17 protein-coding genes are annotated in these 15,626 nt (G+C 73.9%); 10 read left to right on the forward strand and 7 right to left on the reverse strand.

Annotation, left to right across the window (positions count from 1 at the left end; translation table 11 throughout):
- Positions 1-163 precede the first annotated feature (163 nt).
- Positions 164-676, forward strand: coding sequence for an ArsR/SmtB family transcription factor (locus tag ACIBJE_RS28610; RefSeq protein ID WP_396753383.1), 513 nt, complete (start codon positions 164-166; stop codon positions 674-676).
- A gap of 16 nt (positions 677-692) precedes the next feature.
- Positions 693-2,159, forward strand: coding sequence for a serine hydrolase domain-containing protein (locus ACIBJE_RS28615; protein WP_396753384.1), 1,467 nt, complete (start codon positions 693-695; stop codon positions 2,157-2,159).
- Between the two features lie 70 nt (positions 2,160-2,229).
- Here ACIBJE_RS28615 and ACIBJE_RS28620 read toward each other — a convergent pair whose 3' ends face one another.
- From ACIBJE_RS28620 to ACIBJE_RS28630, 3 genes are read right to left on the reverse strand one after another with little or no spacing between them, the layout of a single operon-like run.
- Entirely contained in the window at positions 2,230-2,943 is a 714-nt protein-coding gene (locus ACIBJE_RS28620; protein WP_396753385.1) for a hypothetical protein, read from the reverse strand.
- Between the two features lie 2 nt (positions 2,944-2,945).
- Positions 2,946-3,707: an ABC transporter permease gene (locus ACIBJE_RS28625; protein ID WP_396753435.1), complete on the reverse strand. Its 762-nt coding sequence runs from the start codon at positions 3,705-3,707 to the stop codon at positions 2,946-2,948.
- 29 nt (positions 3,708-3,736) lie between these two features.
- A complete protein-coding gene (locus tag ACIBJE_RS28630) occupies positions 3,737-4,636 on the reverse strand; it encodes an ABC transporter ATP-binding protein (RefSeq protein ID WP_396753386.1) in 900 nt (299 codons plus the stop codon).
- Between the two features lie 131 nt (positions 4,637-4,767).
- Between ACIBJE_RS28630 and ACIBJE_RS28635 the strand changes: the two genes are divergently transcribed.
- From ACIBJE_RS28635 to ACIBJE_RS28650, 4 genes are all read left to right on the forward strand, one after another.
- Positions 4,768-6,021: a sensor histidine kinase gene (locus ACIBJE_RS28635; RefSeq protein WP_396753387.1), complete on the forward strand. Its 1,254-nt coding sequence runs from the start codon at positions 4,768-4,770 to the stop codon at positions 6,019-6,021.
- Positions 6,000-6,740 carry a response regulator gene (locus ACIBJE_RS28640; protein ID WP_396753388.1) on the forward strand — a complete coding sequence of 247 codons (741 nt, stop codon included), beginning with the start codon at positions 6,000-6,002 and terminating at the stop codon, positions 6,738-6,740. Before ACIBJE_RS28635 ends, ACIBJE_RS28640 begins: the two co-directional genes overlap by 22 nt.
- A 70-nt stretch (positions 6,741-6,810) precedes the next feature.
- Positions 6,811-7,452: a DUF6642 family protein gene (locus tag ACIBJE_RS28645; RefSeq protein WP_377659276.1), complete on the forward strand. Its 642-nt coding sequence runs from the start codon at positions 6,811-6,813 to the stop codon at positions 7,450-7,452.
- An 84-nt stretch (positions 7,453-7,536) separates the two neighbouring features.
- Entirely contained in the window at positions 7,537-8,001 is a 465-nt protein-coding gene (locus ACIBJE_RS28650) for a PPOX class F420-dependent oxidoreductase (protein ID WP_396753389.1), read from the forward strand.
- Between the two features lie 289 nt (positions 8,002-8,290).
- Here the strand turns inward: ACIBJE_RS28650 and ACIBJE_RS28655 are convergent, their stop codons facing one another.
- Positions 8,291-8,932, reverse strand: a complete 642-nt coding sequence (locus ACIBJE_RS28655) for an NAD(P)-dependent oxidoreductase (RefSeq protein WP_396753390.1) — start codon at positions 8,930-8,932, stop codon at positions 8,291-8,293.
- A 163-nt stretch (positions 8,933-9,095) separates the two neighbouring features.
- Positions 9,096-10,328, reverse strand: a complete 1,233-nt coding sequence (locus ACIBJE_RS28660; protein ID WP_396753391.1) for a serine hydrolase domain-containing protein — start codon at positions 10,326-10,328, stop codon at positions 9,096-9,098.
- A 62-nt stretch (positions 10,329-10,390) separates the two neighbouring features.
- On the opposite strand from ACIBJE_RS28660, the gene ACIBJE_RS28665 reads away from it, so the two are divergent.
- From ACIBJE_RS28665 to ACIBJE_RS28675, 3 genes are all read left to right on the forward strand, one after another.
- Positions 10,391-10,984, forward strand: coding sequence for a pentapeptide repeat-containing protein (locus ACIBJE_RS28665; protein WP_396753392.1), 594 nt, complete (start codon positions 10,391-10,393; stop codon positions 10,982-10,984).
- Between the two features lie 130 nt (positions 10,985-11,114).
- The gene (locus ACIBJE_RS28670) at positions 11,115-11,564 is read left to right on the forward strand and encodes a pyridoxamine 5'-phosphate oxidase family protein (protein ID WP_396753393.1); all 450 of its coding nucleotides are present in this window, start codon (positions 11,115-11,117) and stop codon (positions 11,562-11,564) included.
- Between the two features lie 159 nt (positions 11,565-11,723).
- Complete coding sequence (locus tag ACIBJE_RS28675; protein WP_396753394.1) at positions 11,724-12,041, forward strand: hypothetical protein; 318 nt, start codon at positions 11,724-11,726, stop codon at positions 12,039-12,041.
- Between the two features lie 92 nt (positions 12,042-12,133).
- On the opposite strand, the gene dacB is transcribed toward ACIBJE_RS28675, so the two are convergent.
- Positions 12,134-13,726, reverse strand: a complete 1,593-nt coding sequence (gene dacB, locus ACIBJE_RS28680; RefSeq protein ID WP_396753395.1) for a D-alanyl-D-alanine carboxypeptidase/D-alanyl-D-alanine-endopeptidase — start codon at positions 13,724-13,726, stop codon at positions 12,134-12,136.
- A gap of 396 nt (positions 13,727-14,122) precedes the next feature.
- On the opposite strand from dacB, the gene ACIBJE_RS28685 reads away from it, so the two are divergent.
- Positions 14,123-14,410, forward strand: coding sequence for an adhesin (locus ACIBJE_RS28685; protein WP_396753396.1), 288 nt, complete (start codon positions 14,123-14,125; stop codon positions 14,408-14,410).
- Positions 14,411-14,417: 7 nt separating this feature from the next.
- On the opposite strand, the gene ACIBJE_RS28690 is transcribed toward ACIBJE_RS28685, so the two are convergent.
- On the reverse strand, positions 14,418-15,539 hold the full coding sequence (locus ACIBJE_RS28690) for a hypothetical protein (RefSeq protein ID WP_396753397.1): 1,122 nt from the start codon (positions 15,537-15,539) through the stop codon (positions 14,418-14,420).
- Positions 15,540-15,626 lie beyond the last annotated feature (87 nt).

Here is a 15,626-nt window from a genome sequence, read left to right on the forward strand (position 1 = left end):
GGGGGGGTGTTTCTTCCAGTTCAAAACCGGTTGCGCCTTGTGGGGGGTTGTTTTTCTTGTACTTCGCCCCCCCCCCCCCCCGGGCGGGGGGGGGGGGGGGGCCCGCCCCGGGGCCCCCCCCGCTCCGGTTGTACGTAACTACGTAACTTCGTAGTATCGAGTCATGGCATCTTTGGAGGAACGGGTCGCGGCGCTCGAAGCGCAGGTGGCGGAGCTGGTCGGGCGCACGCCCACCCCGCCCCCGACCCCGGCGACCCCATCCGGCGACGGCGACACGTTCTGGGCGCTCGACGGGCTCCGGCAGCGGCTGCCCAAGGGGCATCCCGGCGCGGTCCTCTACACCGGCACCGTCGACCTGGACGGCGAGCGGTACGACTGGCAGTACGGCCTCCCCGTCGACGCCGTGCTCGCCGGTGACTGGTCCGAGTCGGCCGCCGCGTTGACCGCGCTGGCCCACCCGGTCCGGCTGCGGCTGCTGCGCGAGATCCTCGGCGGCCGGCGCGGCACCGCCGAACTGGCCGGGATCGAGGAACTCGGCACCACCGGCCAACTCCACCACCACCTGCGCCAGCTCACCGCCGCCGGCTGGCTGCGCAGCGCCGGCCGGGGTCGGTACGCCGTCCCCGCCGAACGGGTGGTGCCGCTGCTCACCATCCTCACCGCCACCCACCGCTGAGCGGGAAGGAGCAACCATGCGCAGGTCCACCGTCATCACCCTCGTCGTCGGCCTGGTCGCCGGGGCGCTGGCCCTGTTCGGCGCACCCCGTCCACCCCACCTGTCCGCCCGGACGACCGGGGACACCGACCTCGCCGTCGCCGTCCGCGAGGCCGCCGGGGACACCGAGGGGCTGCGCGGGCTCTCCGTCGCCCTCGTCGAGCCGGGCCGCGTCCGGGTCGCCGGTCTCGGCGAACGGAACGCCGACGGCGCACCGGTCGAGGCGGACACCAGCTTCGAGATCGGCTCGGTCACCAAGACGCTGACCGGCATGCTCCTCGCCGACGAGGTGGCCGCCGGCACCGTACGCCCCGACGACCGGCTGCGCGACGCCCTGCCGGTGAGCGGCCCGACCGGCGACGTCACCCTGGCCGAGCTGGCCAGTCACCGCGCCGGACTGCCCCGCGTGCCGGTCACCTCGGTCGGCGACGCGTTCGGGCTCTGGTGGGCGAACGTCACCGCCGGTGACCCGTACGCCGGGCAGGACGTCGACTGGCTGACCCGGACCGCCGGGAAGACCGAGCCGGGCGACGGCCGGGGCCGGGTCGAGTACTCCAACCTGGGCGCGGCGCTGCTCGGGCAGGCGCTGGCCGCGAAGGCCGGCACCAGCTATCCGGAACTGCTGGACCGGGAGCTGCTCACCCCGCTGGGCATGGACCGCACCTCCGCCCACCTCGACGGGGCCGCCCCGCCCGCCGGGCACGCCGACGGCGGGCGGGCCGCCGGCCGGCCGACCGACCCATGGACCGGCTCCGGCTGGGTGCCGGCCGGCGTCGGCACCTGGTCCACCGCCGGCGACCTCGGCAAACTCGTCGCCGCCCTGCTCGACGGCACCGCGCCGGGGGCGGACGCCGCCACCCCGCGCTTCGAGGAGGACGGGCGCAACCGCATCGGGTACGGCTGGTTCACCACCCGGCACGGTGACCGGGACGTCGTCTGGCACAACGGTGGCACCGGCGGTTTCCGGGCGTACGTCGGCGTGGACCGGGCCGCCGGGAAGGGCGTGGTGGTGCTCGGCAACACCGACCGTTCGGTGGATCCGATCGGGCTGCGGCTGCTCGGCGTACCGGAGGAGGACCTGCCGACCGACGACGGCGCCGGCCTGCCGGGCTGGGTCGGGGTGGGGCTGGCGCTGGTGTTCAGCCTCATCGGCGGGCTGTCGCTGCTGGGCACCGCGCGGCGCGGCCCGGACCGGCTGAGCGTGCTCGACGCGGCGCTCTGGGTGCCGGCGTCCCTGCTGCTGGCGTACCGGCTGGGGGAGTGGACGGTGCTGCCGGGCTGGATCTGGGCGGTCGGCTGCGGGCTGGGCGCGGCCGGGTTGGCCCTGGCCGCCCAGCGATGGCGGGAGCTGCCCCTGGTCGCCGGGGTTGCGCCCTGGCGGCGCTGGACCGGCACGGTGCTGACGGTGGTCTTCGTCCTGGTCGCCCTCGTGGCCGTCGGCTGACTCTGGCTGATCGACCCCGCGAGCGTGGTGGGAGACGGGCCGTGACGCGCCGTCTCCCCCACGCCCGGCGCTACCCGGCCCGGGTCAGCCGGAAGTACTGCCGTTTCGACTCGTCCCGGACGACCAGGCCGAGGGCGGCCAGTTCCCGGCGCAACTCCCGGGCGTCGTCGTGCCGGTCGTGCTTGAGCGCGTCCTGCCGGGCCCGGAGCAGCGCGTCCGCCCCGGCTGGCAGGTCGGGCAGACCGGGCACCCAGCGCCGGAACCGCTCCCGGTGCGGGTCCTCGGCCAGCCACGGGTAGCCGTGGGCGAGGAACGCCTCCCGCAACCGCCGGTCGCTCAGGTCGCACGACTCCCGGAACAGTTCCTCGTCGACCGGGCCGAGCAGGACGAGCTGCTTGCGGTCCCGGAACACCGCGCGAATCCTCGCCCGGCTCAGCTCCTGCTCCTCGCCCTTCTGACGCAGGGTCACCCGGTCGGGGGCGACGGTGACGACGAGCCGTTCCCACGTCCCGATCCCGGCGAGCACCAGCCCGGCGAACGTGCCCACCGCCAGGGTCCCGACGGTGACCTGCGGCTCGGGCAGCGAGGCGACCAGTTCGAGCAGGTCCTGGGCCGGGACCCAGGACCAGCCGGCGAGCCGGTCCACGAAGGTCGCCAGCAGCCAGCCGGCCCCGGCGCCGAGCGCCGGGAACCCGCCCCAGAACAGGGCCAGTTCCCCGGCGCCCCCGCTGACCACGACCGGCGAACCCGGATTCGGGCCGACCGGTACGGCCTGTCCCGGCACGGTCAGGACACCTCGCGGCGCATCGTCCGGACCAGCCCGGCGACCAGCGGCGCGACCAGCCACAGCAGCAGTGACGTGCCGAGCCGGGCCCACTGTCCGCCGGTCATCTCCGGGGAGATCAACGGCGTCATCGTCACCGCCGTGTCCAGCCACTCCGCCGGCGTCCGCAGGGCCCTGATCATGCCACCGAGCATCGACCAGATGGTCGGCAGGACGAAGTACAGGACGATCGCCAGCGGGGTGTTCCCCAGCAGCAGACCGAAGGCGATCCCGATCAGCACGTTCGCCACCTGGAAGACGGCGGCGTGCCACAGCAGCGCACCCGGCACCGACCAGGTGCCGGCACCCCCGGTGAGGTCGGCGATCAGCGTGCCTGCGGCGGCGACGGCGATGCTGGCCGCGACCGACAGCAGCGCGGCGACCACCACCGCGGCCAGCTTCGCGAACACCACCCGGTGCCGCGCCGGGACCAGGGCGAACGTGGTGAGCGCGGTTCGCTGCGACCACTCCGAGGTCACCGACAGGATGCCGAGGACGGGCAGCAGGATCCCGACCGGCAGCAGCGTCGACTCGAAGAAGGGGCGGAACGTCTGCTCCTCGGCGGGGACCACGAAGAGCTGCACCGCGACGATGGCGGCGGCGGAGAAGCCGATCACGATCAGCAGCCAGAGCCCGGCCCGGGTGTCGGCGAGCTTGCGCAGCTCGACTGCGGTGAGCCGGAGCAGCGAGGGACGGCGGTCGGCCGCCGTGGACCGTTCGCCCACGGGGGCCGGGTTGGCGAGAGTGCCGGCGCTCACGCGGCGACCTCCTGGTTCGACTCGGTGGCGGTCAGGGTGAGGAAGAGCTGTTCCAAGCCGCCGCTGCCGGCCGGGCGCAGTTCGGTGAGGGCGACGCGCGCGTCGGCGGCGGCCTGCCCGACCGCCCCGGCCTCGGCCCGGACCAGCAACCCCCCGTCGGTGCTGCCGGTCACGGACAGGCCGGCGGCGGCCAGGGCGTCCCGCAGGGCCTGCGGGTCCTGGGCCCGGACCAGGGTCCCGGCGCCGGCGAGCAGCTCGTCCTTGCCGCCCTGGGCGACGATCCGGCCGCCACCGATCACCACGAGCCGGTCGGCCACCGCCTCCACCTCCCGCAGCAGGTGCGAGGAGAGGAGCACGGTGCCGCCCCGGTCGGCGAAGTCGCGCAGCAGGCCGCGCATCCAGAAGATGCCCTCCGGGTCCAGGCCGTTGGCCGGCTCGTCGAGGATCAGGATCCGGGGGTCGCCGAGCAGCGCGTGTGCCAGGCCGAGCCGCTGCCGCATCCCCAGCGAGTACGCCCGTACCCGGCGTTTCGCCGCGGCCGGGCCCAGCCCGACCCGCTCCAGCGTCGCCGGGACCTGCTGTGCGTCGACGCCCATGGTGCGGGCCGCGACGGTCAGGACCTCCCGGCCGGTACGCCCGGCGTGCTGCGCCGAGGCGTCGAGCAGGACGCCGATCCGCCGGCCCGGGTTCGGCAGTTGCCGGTACGGCACCCCGTCGACCGTGGCGCTGCCGGACGTCGGCGGGGTGAGACCGCAGATCATCCGCATGGTGGTGGACTTGCCGGCCCCGTTCGGGCCGAGGAACCCGGTGACCGTCCCGGGTTCGCAGCGGAACGACACGTCGTCCACGGCGGCGTGCCGGCCGTACCGTTTGGTGAGGTTCTCGACCGTGATCATGGGACGAGCCTGCCCGCGCCACCCGGCCGGCCGCTGCGGCCGAGGGTGTACGCCCGCCGCTACCTTGGTCGACGAAGAGGGTCGACTTTGGTCGGTGCCGGAGCGGCGGTGACGCTCCGTAGCATGGGGTCATGTCCAGCCCGGCCGTCGTCCCCGAACACCCGTGGTTGCTGCCCGGAGCGCTGACGCCCCCGGCGGGGGTGGCGCGCCGGCAGCGGCGGACGACCCGCGACTGGCTGGTGGACGTCCTCTGCTTCCTGATCTCCCTGGGCTGGGTGGCCGGGGCGACGGCGGACGCCCTCTCCACGGACCCGGAGTTCGCCACCCCGATGCCCTACGACTGGATGGTCGCGGGGGACGCGGTGCTCGGTCTGGTCGTCACCGTCCTGCTCTGGGTGCGCCGCCGCTGGCCGGTCGGCCTGGCGGTGGCCACGCTGCCACTGACCCTGTTCTCGATGGCCGCCGCCTGGCCATTGGTGATCATCTACTTCACGGTGGTGGTGCACCGTCGTACCGCCGTCGCCCTGGCCTTCACCGGGGCCGGTCTCGGGACCAACCTGATCTTCAGTTACCTGCGGCCCGACCCGCACCTGTCGTACTGGGAGACCGCCACCTGGGGCGTGGTGATCACGTTGCTCGTGCTCGCCTGGGGGATGTTCGTCCGGGCCCGTCGGCAACTGGTGGTGTCGCTGCGCGAGCGGGCCGAGCGGGCCGAGGCCGAGCAGCAGCTCCGGGTCACGCAGGCCCGACAGGTGGAACGCACCCGCATCGCCCGGGAGATGCACGACGTGCTCGCGCACCGGATCTCCCTGCTCAGCCTGCACGCCGGGGCGCTGGAGTTCCGGCCGGACGCGTCGCCGGAGGAGGTCGCCCGCGCCGCCGGGGTGATCCGCAGCAGCGCGCACGCCGCGCTCCAGGACCTCCGTGAGGTGATCGGGGTGCTGCGCGCCGAGCCCGCCGCTGCGGCGTCGACCGCGCCGGAACGGCCGCAGCCCACCCTCGGCGACGTGCCGGCGCTGGTGGACGAGTCCCGGACCGCCGGGGTCCGGGTCGACCTGCGGGACCGGGTCGACCGGGTCGAGGAGGTGCCGGCGGCGGTGGGCCGGAGCGCGTACCGGATCGTGCAGGAGGGGTTGACCAACGCCCGCAAGCACGCCCCGGGGGTCGTGGTCAGCGTCGACCTCGCCGGCGGTCCGGAGGCGGGCCTGAACGTCGAGATCCGCAACCGCTGGCCGGTGGGGGAGCGTGCCCCGGAGATCCCCGGCGCCGGCACCGGACTGGTCGGCATCGCCGAGCGGGTCCATCTCGCCGGTGGGCGGTTGACCCACGGCCGGGACGAGTCCGGTGACTTCCGACTGGCCGCGTGGCTGCCGTGGCCGGCGTGACCGGCGGGGTGGCCGGCGTGACCGGCGGGGAGGCCGGCGCGGACGACCCCCGCCCGGTGCGGGTGCTCATCGTCGACGACGACCCGCTCGTCCGGGCCGGGCTGTCGATGATCCTCGGCGGGGTGCCGGACCTGCGGGTGGTCGGCGAGGCCGGCGACGGCGGTGAGGTGCCCGCCGCCGTCGAGGCGTACGCCCCGGACGTCGTGCTGATGGACATCCGGATGCGCCGGGTGGACGGGCTGGCGGCCACCGAGACCCTGCGGGCGCGGCCCGACCCGCCGGAGGTGCTCGTGCTGACCACCTTCGACGCCGACGACCAGGTGCTGCGGGCCCTGCGGGCCGGAGCGGGCGGCTTCCTGCTCAAGGACACCCCGCCCGCCGAGATCGTGCAGGCGGTGCGCCGGGTGGCGGCGGGCGAGGCGACCCTCTCGCCGACCGTCACCCGACAGCTGATCGCGCACGTCACGGCCGCCGCGCCGGCCGAGGTCCGGCCGGACCCGCGCCGGGACCGGGCGCTGCGGCTGCTCGCCGGGCTCAGTGAGCGGGAACGCGAGGTGGCCGTCGCGCTCGGCCGGGGACGCACCAACGCGGAGATCTCCGCCGAGCTGTTCATGAGCGTGGCGACGGTGAAGGCGTACGTCTCCCGGCTGTTGACGAAGCTGGAGCTGAACAACCGGGTCCAGGTGGCGCTGCTCGTCCACGACGCCGAGCTGGTCTGAACCGGCCCCCGTCGTGTCGGGCGGACCCGATCGGCGGTAACGTCACGGAGCGGGTGACGCAGGAGGTGGCATGGCGCGCGGCGGTATCTTCTGCCTGGAGGGCCAGTGGCATCGCGACCTGCACGAACGGGGGTCGGTGCTGCCGACACTGGAGCTGCTGGAGCGGCTCGGGCGGATCCGGTTCATCCACAAGGACGCCGCTACGCCCGACGAGCTGAACTACTTCCTCGACCGCTGGCTGCTCAAGCAGTACGCCGACTACCGGGTCGGCTTCTTCGCCATGCACGGCGAGCCGAGCCGGCTCTGCCTCACCGACTGGCACTCGGTGGAGCTGAGCGACGTCGCGGAGCGGATGGCCGGCCGGTGCGGCGGGAAACGGCTCTACTTCGGCAGCTGCTCGGTGCTGCGCGCCTCCACCTCCGCGTTGCGGGAGTTCCTGACGGTCACCGGGGCGGCGCTGGTCTGCGGCTTCACCCGGGAGGTCGACTGGGTGGAGTCGGCCGCGTTCGAGACCGTCCTGCTCGACGTGCTGGCGAACGGCCAGCGGCACAACGCCGCCGAACTGCGGATGGGCTCGGCGCACTGGGCGCCCCTGGCGTCGTACCTGGGCTTCCGGGTGATCTACGCCAACGGCCGGGAGTGGCGGCCGGCGGCCCGTCCCCGGGTGCCCGCCCAACCGGCCGGCGACCGCGCCACCGCCCGCCCGCAGTGAGGCGCTGACCAGACCTGCGGCGCGGCGCTAGAGCTGCGGCGAGGCACTGGTAGACCTGCGGTGCGGCGCTGGTAGAAACGAGCGATGGCACGCAGCATCGCGACGAACACCCGGGTCGACCGCCCGGGACTGGTCGAGTTCCTCACTCCACGGCACCGCGCGGTGCTGATCACCACACGGGCCGACGGCCGCCCGCAGTCCTCCCCGGTGGCCTGCGGCGTCGACGGAGCGGGCCGACTTGTCATCTCGACGTACCCGGAGCGGGCCAAGGTGCGCAACATCCGCCGAGACCCGCGCGTCTCCGCCTGCGTGCTCTCCGACGACTGGAACGGCCCGTGGGTGCAGCTCGACGGCACCGCCGAGGTGCTCGACCTGCCGGAGGCGCTGGAACCGCTGGTGGAGTACTTCCGGTGCATCTCCGGGGAGCATCCGGACTGGGACGAGTACCGGCAGGCGATGATCCGGCAGGGCAAGTCGCTGATCCGGGTCACCGTCGACAGCTGGGGTCCGGTCGCGACCGGTGGGTTCCCGGCCCGGCTGGCGGACTGACCCGGCCGGCGGACTGGCTCGACCGGCGGCGGCCGGGCTGGTGGTCCGGTCCGTCGGCCGGGCCGGTCCACCGTGCGGGAGCAGGGTCGGGATCCGGAGACTGTCGAGCTGCCCGCACAGACGGGGCAGTGCGCTCCCAGCGGCCCACGAGCCGTCCCGGTGGCCGTAGACGTCGGCTGTCGCAGGCGGAGGCGCTCCGGTAGCACAAACGGGGCAGCTCCAAAGCGCATGCTGCCACTGACCGCCGGCAGCCGGCAGCGCACCGGTTGCCGACCTGCGGCGCGGATCGTCAGTAGGCGACGGTGAACCGGGTGTTCAGGTGGCGCGGGTTCTCGATCTCGTCGACCACGGCCACCGCCAGGTCCTCGTACGACAGCACGGACCGGCCCTGGGCGTCGGTGACCGGGTGGTCGCCGCCGGTGCGGTACCGGCCGGTGCGCTCGCCCGGGTGGAACTCCAGCGGCGGTGGTGAGACGTACGTCCAGGGCACGCCGTCGGCGGAGGAGCGGTAGCAGTCCAGCGCATCGGCCTGCCCCAGCGCCGGGTCGCGGTACCGCTCGGGGAAGTCCGGCGCGTCGAGGAACCGGGCGCCGTCCGGGGTGAGCAGGGTCGCCCCGCCGCCCAGATGGATGATCCGGGGCGGGGCGGGCAGCTCGGCCAGGGTGGTCACCAGCGTCCGGGCCGCGTCCGCCCAGAGCGCCCGTTCGCCGCCGCCGACCGCGACCACCAGCACGTCCGCCTCCGGCGCGAGTTCCCGCACGCTGCGCGCGGAGGTGACGTCGCCGGTGACCACCCGGACGCCCGCCGGCAGGTACGAGGTGGCCTCCGGCCGCCGCACTGCGGCGGTGACCCGGTGCCCCCGGCGGAACGCCTCGGTGGTGACCCGGGAACCCGCGGTGCCCCCGGCACCGAACACGACGATGCTGCTCATGACCGCCTCCCGGCCCGACGGACTGGTCCGCCTCCAGGCTAGGAGCGTTCCGCCGACCGGGCGGCGGAACGGCGATCCCAGTCCCCGCGACGCGCTCCCGCCGTCGGATCCGACGAGATCGGGGCGGTCGACCCGACCGGTCCGGTGCCCCCACCCGGGCGGCTCAGTCGACCAGGGCGGAGTAGACGAGCTGGCGCATCTGCGACCGCAGCGGATAGGTGCTCGACGGCATGAGCTGGGTGAACAACAGCGCGGTGATCTCCTCAACCGGGTCCACCCAGAAGGCGGTGCTGGCGACCCCGCCCCAGTAGTACTCGCCGACACTGCTCGGCACCCGGCCCGGAATCGGGTCCTGCACCACCGCGAAACCGAGGCCGAAGCCGACCCCGTCGAAGATCGACTCGGCGAAGCCGCCGCTGGAGAGGGCCGCCAGGTCGCGTCCACCGGGCAGGTGGTTGCGGGTCATGAAGCGCACCGTGCGGGGACCGAGCACCCGCGCCCCGTCCAGTTCGCCCCCGCGCAGCAGCATCTGGGTGAAGCGGTGGTAGTCGTACGCGCTGGAGATCAGGCCGCTGCCCCCGGCGAGCAGGGCCGGCTTCTGCCGGGCGACCGCCCCGAACTGGTCGTGCCGCAGGATCCGGCCGGTCCGGGGGTCGGGCACGTAGAGCGCACCCAGCCGGTCGGCGTCCGCCCCGTCGACCCACCAGTGCGTGTCGGCCATGCCCAGCGGGCGCAGGATCCGGTCGGCGACGAAGTCGTCGAGGCGCTGCCCGGAGACCACCTCGACCAGCCGGCCGAGCACGTCGGTGGCGACCGAGTAGCCCCACGCGCTGCCCGGCTGGAAGAGCAGCGGCAGCCGGGCCAGGGCCACCGAGGCGGCGGCCAGGTCGACCCCGTCCGGCCAGTGCAGGTCGTAGCCGGCCGCCCGGTAGAGGCCGTCGACCACCGAGGTCTGCATGAAGCCGTACGTCAGGCCGGCGGTGTGGGTGAGCAGGTGCCAGACCCGGATCGGCTCCACCGCCGGCACCGTGTACGGCTTGAGCGCCGAACCCTTGGCGTAGACCCGCACGTCGGCGAACTCGGGCAGCCAGCGGCTGATCTCGTCGGTCAGCTCGAAACGACCCTCCTCCCAGAGGATCATCGCGGCGACCGAGGTGACCGGCTTGGTCATCGAGTAGATCCGCCAGAGCGTGTCCGGGGTCACCGGAGCGCCGGCCTCGGCGTCGCGCATCCCGTACGTCGAGGAGTGCGCGACGTGGCCGCGTCGGGTCACCACGATCTGCCAGCCGGCGAGCTGACCCGCGTCGACGTACCGGCCGAAGTGCTCGTCGATCCGGGCCAGCCGGGCCGGGTCGAAGCCGATCTCGTCCGGGTCGATGTTCCGTGCCACGTCCACGACACCTGAACCTACTAGCCGGTACGGACGGTCCGGAAGGGGGTGCGGCTACTCTCGGGACCGTGCCGGAGCTGACCGAGGACGCGACCTACCGCCACGAGGACTGGTACGGCGAGGAGATCGTCGACCGGCACTTCGTGCGCTGCTCGTTCCAGGAGGTCGACCTGACCGAGGCGACCACCCGGGGCGCGGTCTTCACCGAGTGCTCCTTCGGCGGCGTACGCCTCAACGCCTCCCGCCACGTGGACTCGGCGTTCACCCGTTGCGTCTTCACCCGGTGCGTCCTGTTCGAGGCCGAGTTCACCGGCTGCAAACTGGTCGGCAGCACGTTCACCGAGTGTGAACTGCGCCCGCTGCGGGTCGAGGGCGGGGACTGGTCCTTCGTCGCCCTGCCCCGGGCCGACCTGCGCGGGGTGCGCCTCACCGGCGTACGGATGCGGGAGGTCGACCTGACCGGGGCCGACCTGACCGGCGGGGTCCTGACCAACGCGGACCTCTCCGGCGGGCACTTCGCCGGCGCCCGCCTCACCCGCTGTGACCTGCGCGGCAGTGACCTGAGCGCGGTCGACCCGACGGTGGTCCAGCGGGCCGGCGCGATCATCAACCCGGACCAGGCGCTGGTACTGGCCCGGACGTTGGGCTTCGAGATCCGCTGACCGCCGCGAGCCGACCGGCGGCGCGACGTCCCGGTGCCGGGTCGCGGCAGGGACCGGGTTGGCGGCCACGGGCGCAGTGGCGTGGGAAAAACTGTCACAGGATGTCAGCTGCGACTGCGACCCTCGGTGCATGGCATGGTGGTCGGATCTGGTCGACGAGGAACCGGACTTCGCCGAGCGGGTGCGGGCCCGCTTCGCGGTCCGTAAGCACGGGACGATGGCGACGCTGCGGCGGGACGGTTCGCCCCGGGTCAGCGGCACGGAGTTCCAGTTCGAGGAGGGGGACCTGCGCGTGGGCAGCATGCCCGGCGCGCTCAAGGCACTCGACCTGCGTCGCGATCCCCGGGTCGCGCTGCACTGTCCGACCGAGGACACTCCCGAGGACGATCCGGGCTCCTGGGACGGGGACGCGAAGATCGCCGGGATCGCGCACGAACTGCCGCCGCCGGAGGACGGCTCGCACCGGTTCCGGATCGAACTGACCGAGGTGGTCCTGACCCGGGTGGGTGAGCCGGCCGACCATCTGGTGATCGAGAGCTGGCATCCCGGACGGGGCCTGCGCCGCCGCACCCGCCGCTAGCGCGGGGTCCGGCCGCGCGTCACGGCTGCCGCCGACAGGCGGGTGCGACCGGCTGCCGAACCGGGGACACAGCGGCCGGGACAGTTTGTCCGTCGCGCTGTGTCGATCTGATCGTAACTTTCCGTTGTGGAGATTCGACGATCCCGGGAGGCTTCGCTGATGGGCACGCGTACCCGTACCGTCCGGCCGGCCGCCCCGCGCGTCGGTGGCGCGCCGGACGGTGAGGTGCTTCGGGAGATTCCGCTACCGCCGTACGTCACCGGGGAGGACGCGCAGTTCGCGGTCCGGGCGGTGGTGGTGCACGCGCCCCGCCGGTGGTCCGGCGGGACGGTGTGCCGCAACGACGCCAGCCCGCACCCGTGCCGCCTGCACCGCTGGGGTCGCCGGGTGCTGGCACTGCGTGGGCTCCGCCCGGCCGACATCGACGCCCTCATCGAGCGGGGTGACCCCGCCGCCGTCCCGCCGCCGGTCGCCTGACGAGCGGTTGGGTCGGGAGATGGGGTGGGTGGGGTGGTAGCAGGGGTCCCCTGTTACCGCTTTTTGCGGAGCAGGGGACCCCTGCAGGCACCTCAGCAGGTGATCGGCTTGTGCCAGGAGCACTCGATGCCCTCGGGAGTCCGGGGGATCTCCGGTGCGGTCGGAGCCGCGGTCCGCGCCGCGGTGCCGCCCTTGGCGGTGTACGACGCCAGCGCGATCGCGATCTGGTCCTCCAGGTTCTTGACCGAGGACGCCAGGTAGTTGTTGAGCACGACGGAGAAGACGAGCCGCCGCCCGTCGGCGTCGGTGACGTAACCGGAGAGTCCGGAGACCCCGGTCAGACTGCCGGTCTTGGCGCGCACGTTGTTCGCCGCCGGGGTGCCCGCCATCCGGCTGCGCAGCGTGCCGCCGACGAACCGTTCCGCGTTGCCGGCGACCGGCAGGGCGGCGTACCAGGCGTCGAACCAGGGTTCGGCGCGCACGGCGACCAGCAGGTCGACGAACTCGTCGGGCGGGATCAGGTTGCGCCGGGAGAGCCCCGAGCCGTCGCGTTGGCGCAGGGTGCCGGTGTCCATGCCGGCGTCGGCCACGTACCCGTTGATCGCGGCGAGCCCGGCCGACCAGGTGCCGGAGCCGCTGAGCACCCGGCCGATCTCCTTGGTCAGCACCTCGGCGTGACCGTTGTTGGAGAGCTTCATGAACGGCACCATCAGCTCGGCCAACGGCATCGAGTCGTGACGGGCCACGCCGGTCGCGCCGGTCGGGGTCGCCTGTCCGAGCACGGTCCGCCCGATCACCCGTACGCCGTGCCGGCGCAGCGCCGTGCGGAACACGTCGGCGGCGTACCCGGTCGGTTCCCAGACCGTCACCCAGTCGCTGCTGGGGGCGGCGCCGAGGGCGATCTGCCCGGTCACCACGACGGTGTTGCTGCCGTGCTCGCGTTCGAAGGAGACGCTTGTCGTCCCGGTGGCCACGGTGGTGGCCCGGTTGTCGATCCGCAGGTACCCGGTCGACGGGGTGAGGCTGATCTTCGGGCGCTGTCCGGCGCCCGCCCCGGGCGCGGCGCTGACGATCACCGTGCCCGCGTCGTAGTCGCTGTCCGGGGCGACGGTCAGCGCGGAGATCTGGGCCGCGTAGTAGTAGGGCTCGTCGTCCCAGGTCCAGTCCGGACCGAGCCGGGTGGCGTCGTAGCGGGTGTCGTCGGCGACCAGGTCGCCGGTGACCACCCGGATGCCGGACGCGGCGACCCGGGCGGCGAGCGCGTCGTAGTCGGCGGCGAGCATGGTGGGATCCCCGCCGCCGCGCAGGTGGAGATCGCCGGTGAGGACACTGCCGCGCTTGGCGCCGGTACGCAGGACGTCGGTGGTGAACCGGTGTCCGGGGCCGAGCAGTTCCATGGCGGCGGCCGAGGTGAGCAGCTTCGTGTTGGAGGCCGGGATCAGCCGGCGGTCACCGTTGCGCTGGTAGATGGTGTCACCCGTGCTCGCGTCGGCGACCACCACGCCCGCCTGCGCGCCGTCGAGGCGGGCGTCGGCGAGGATCGCGTCGAGGGTGGCGCTGAGCCGGGTCTCGGTAAGGGAGGGGGATTCGGCGGTGGCGGTGGTCGCGGCGCTGGTGGTCGCGGTGGCGACCGCGGTGGCGAGGGCGACCAGGGCGAGCGCTCGGGGGTAGCGACGACGTTGCATGCGCCGATGTTGTCATGAAGATTCTTTTCAGCACAGCGTCGAGATCGAAAATTCGTGCCAACGGCGGCCGGGGACCCGGCGGGACGTACCTCGCACTCCGGCCAGTCGGGCACGCCGGGGAGGTCGCTGCTCAGACTGCCCGGATGACCGGACTCCACTTGACGGATCCCGCCGTAGCGGGCACCGTTGGCCGGAGGGGGCTGTACGAGTTGCCCCGTTTGTAGCAGGTGGCGGACCCGTCTCCGGGCCGCCCGCGTACCGGAGGGCCTGTTCGTGGCGGCCGTGTCCGGGACGTACCACTCAGGTGGTGTGCCCGAGGCTCCGCGACCGGCGGTGGTCCCAGGGGGCCGGCTGCCGGCACCGGCGACCACCCGATCACCAGTGAGGAGATCCGCCATGCTCACCATGACCGACAACGCCGTACTCGTGATCCGTGACCTCGCCGCGCAGCAGGACCTCTCCGACGCCGGTGGGCTGCGCATCACGGCCGACCTCGACGCCGGCTCGCTCGCCGTCGAGCTGGTCGGTCAGCCGGGCCGGGACGACCAGGTGGTGGACACCGACGGCGCCCGGATCTTCCTCGACTCCGACGCCGCCGAACTGCTCAACGACACCTCGGTCGACGCCAGCGTCGACGAGGAGGGCGTGGTGCAGTTCGGCTTCACCGAGAAGCCGGCCCACTGACGGTCGGTCACCCGACCCGTCCGGACTCGTCACCCCGCGACGGCCAGGCCGGTCGCCCGCCGTGGCGGGAACCGCGGGACCGGTGGCCGTCGGGGCGCTCACGGCCCCGATTCGGGACCGGTGGGGGCGGCCACGCTCCGGTCGGCTGCCGGAGCGCGGCCAGCACGTGGGCCAGGTGGTGCGAGGTGCCCCAGGCCGCCCAGCTGGTCGCCGAACCGGCCCCGGCCGCACCCCGCGCGCGGCGCAGGATCTCGTGGTCGCCCCAGGAGAAGGCGGTCCCGGCCGTCGGCCAGTGCGGGGCGGTGACCACGGCGCGGCACAGCTCGGCGACCCGGTCGTCTCCCCGTCCGCCGCGACGGGACCAGCGGTAGATCCACCAGGTGTCGTCGGCGGTGTACCGCATGGCGGGCAGCCGCTCGGGCGGCCCCGGGGCGGCGGTGCGGATTCCGTAGTCGCCGTAGTCGAGACCGAGCCCGGTGAGGTTCTGCCAGAGTCGCCAGTCCCAGCGCACCAACCGGACCGGCTCGCCGTCGGGAAGGGCGGGCAGTGCGGGTGGCATCGCCCCGGCCGCCACCGTCACCGATCGCCAGGCGTGCCGGCGGGCCCAGTCGACCAACCGGCGTACCCGGGGCTCGGCCGCGCGCAGGTCCGCCGCGCAGCAGACCTCACCCACGTCGAGCAGCAGGTCGCACTGTTCCGGCATCAGTCCGGTCCGCCGCCAGATCCGTTCCGCCGCGTCGGTGGCCGCGTCCGGGCCGTACGGGTCCGTGCGCAGGCGCAGGCGGAGCACTGCCCAGCCGAGGTGGGACCGCGCCACCGCGCCCTGGACGACCAGCCGGTCGGCGTGCTCAGCGAACCCGATGACCGGCACCAGCGGTACGCCCCGGCGCAGCAGCCCGAGCAGCGGCCCGGTGTCGGAGAACCCGGCCAGGTCGACGGCGGCGGTCAGTCCCGCCGGCAGCCGACCGAGCAGGTCGACGGGATCGCCGGCGGCGAGGGTGAGGATCGGGACGACGAGCGCGGCGGTGTCGCTGTCGAGATGGCCCAGCGCCTCCAGTTCGCTCCGCCCGGCGGTCAGGACCGGGCGGTAGACCGGCTTCGCCGTCCGTCCCGGGTGGGCGGACGCCATACTCCAATGTATCGAGAGATGACCATGCGTCACAGCGCCGTTCGGTTGATCCGTCGTCTGGTCGGCTGATCCGTCGTTCAGTCGGCT

The organism is Micromonospora sp. NPDC050187 (genome assembly GCF_044459745.1).
GTDB lineage: Bacteria > Actinomycetota > Actinomycetes > Mycobacteriales > Micromonosporaceae > Micromonospora.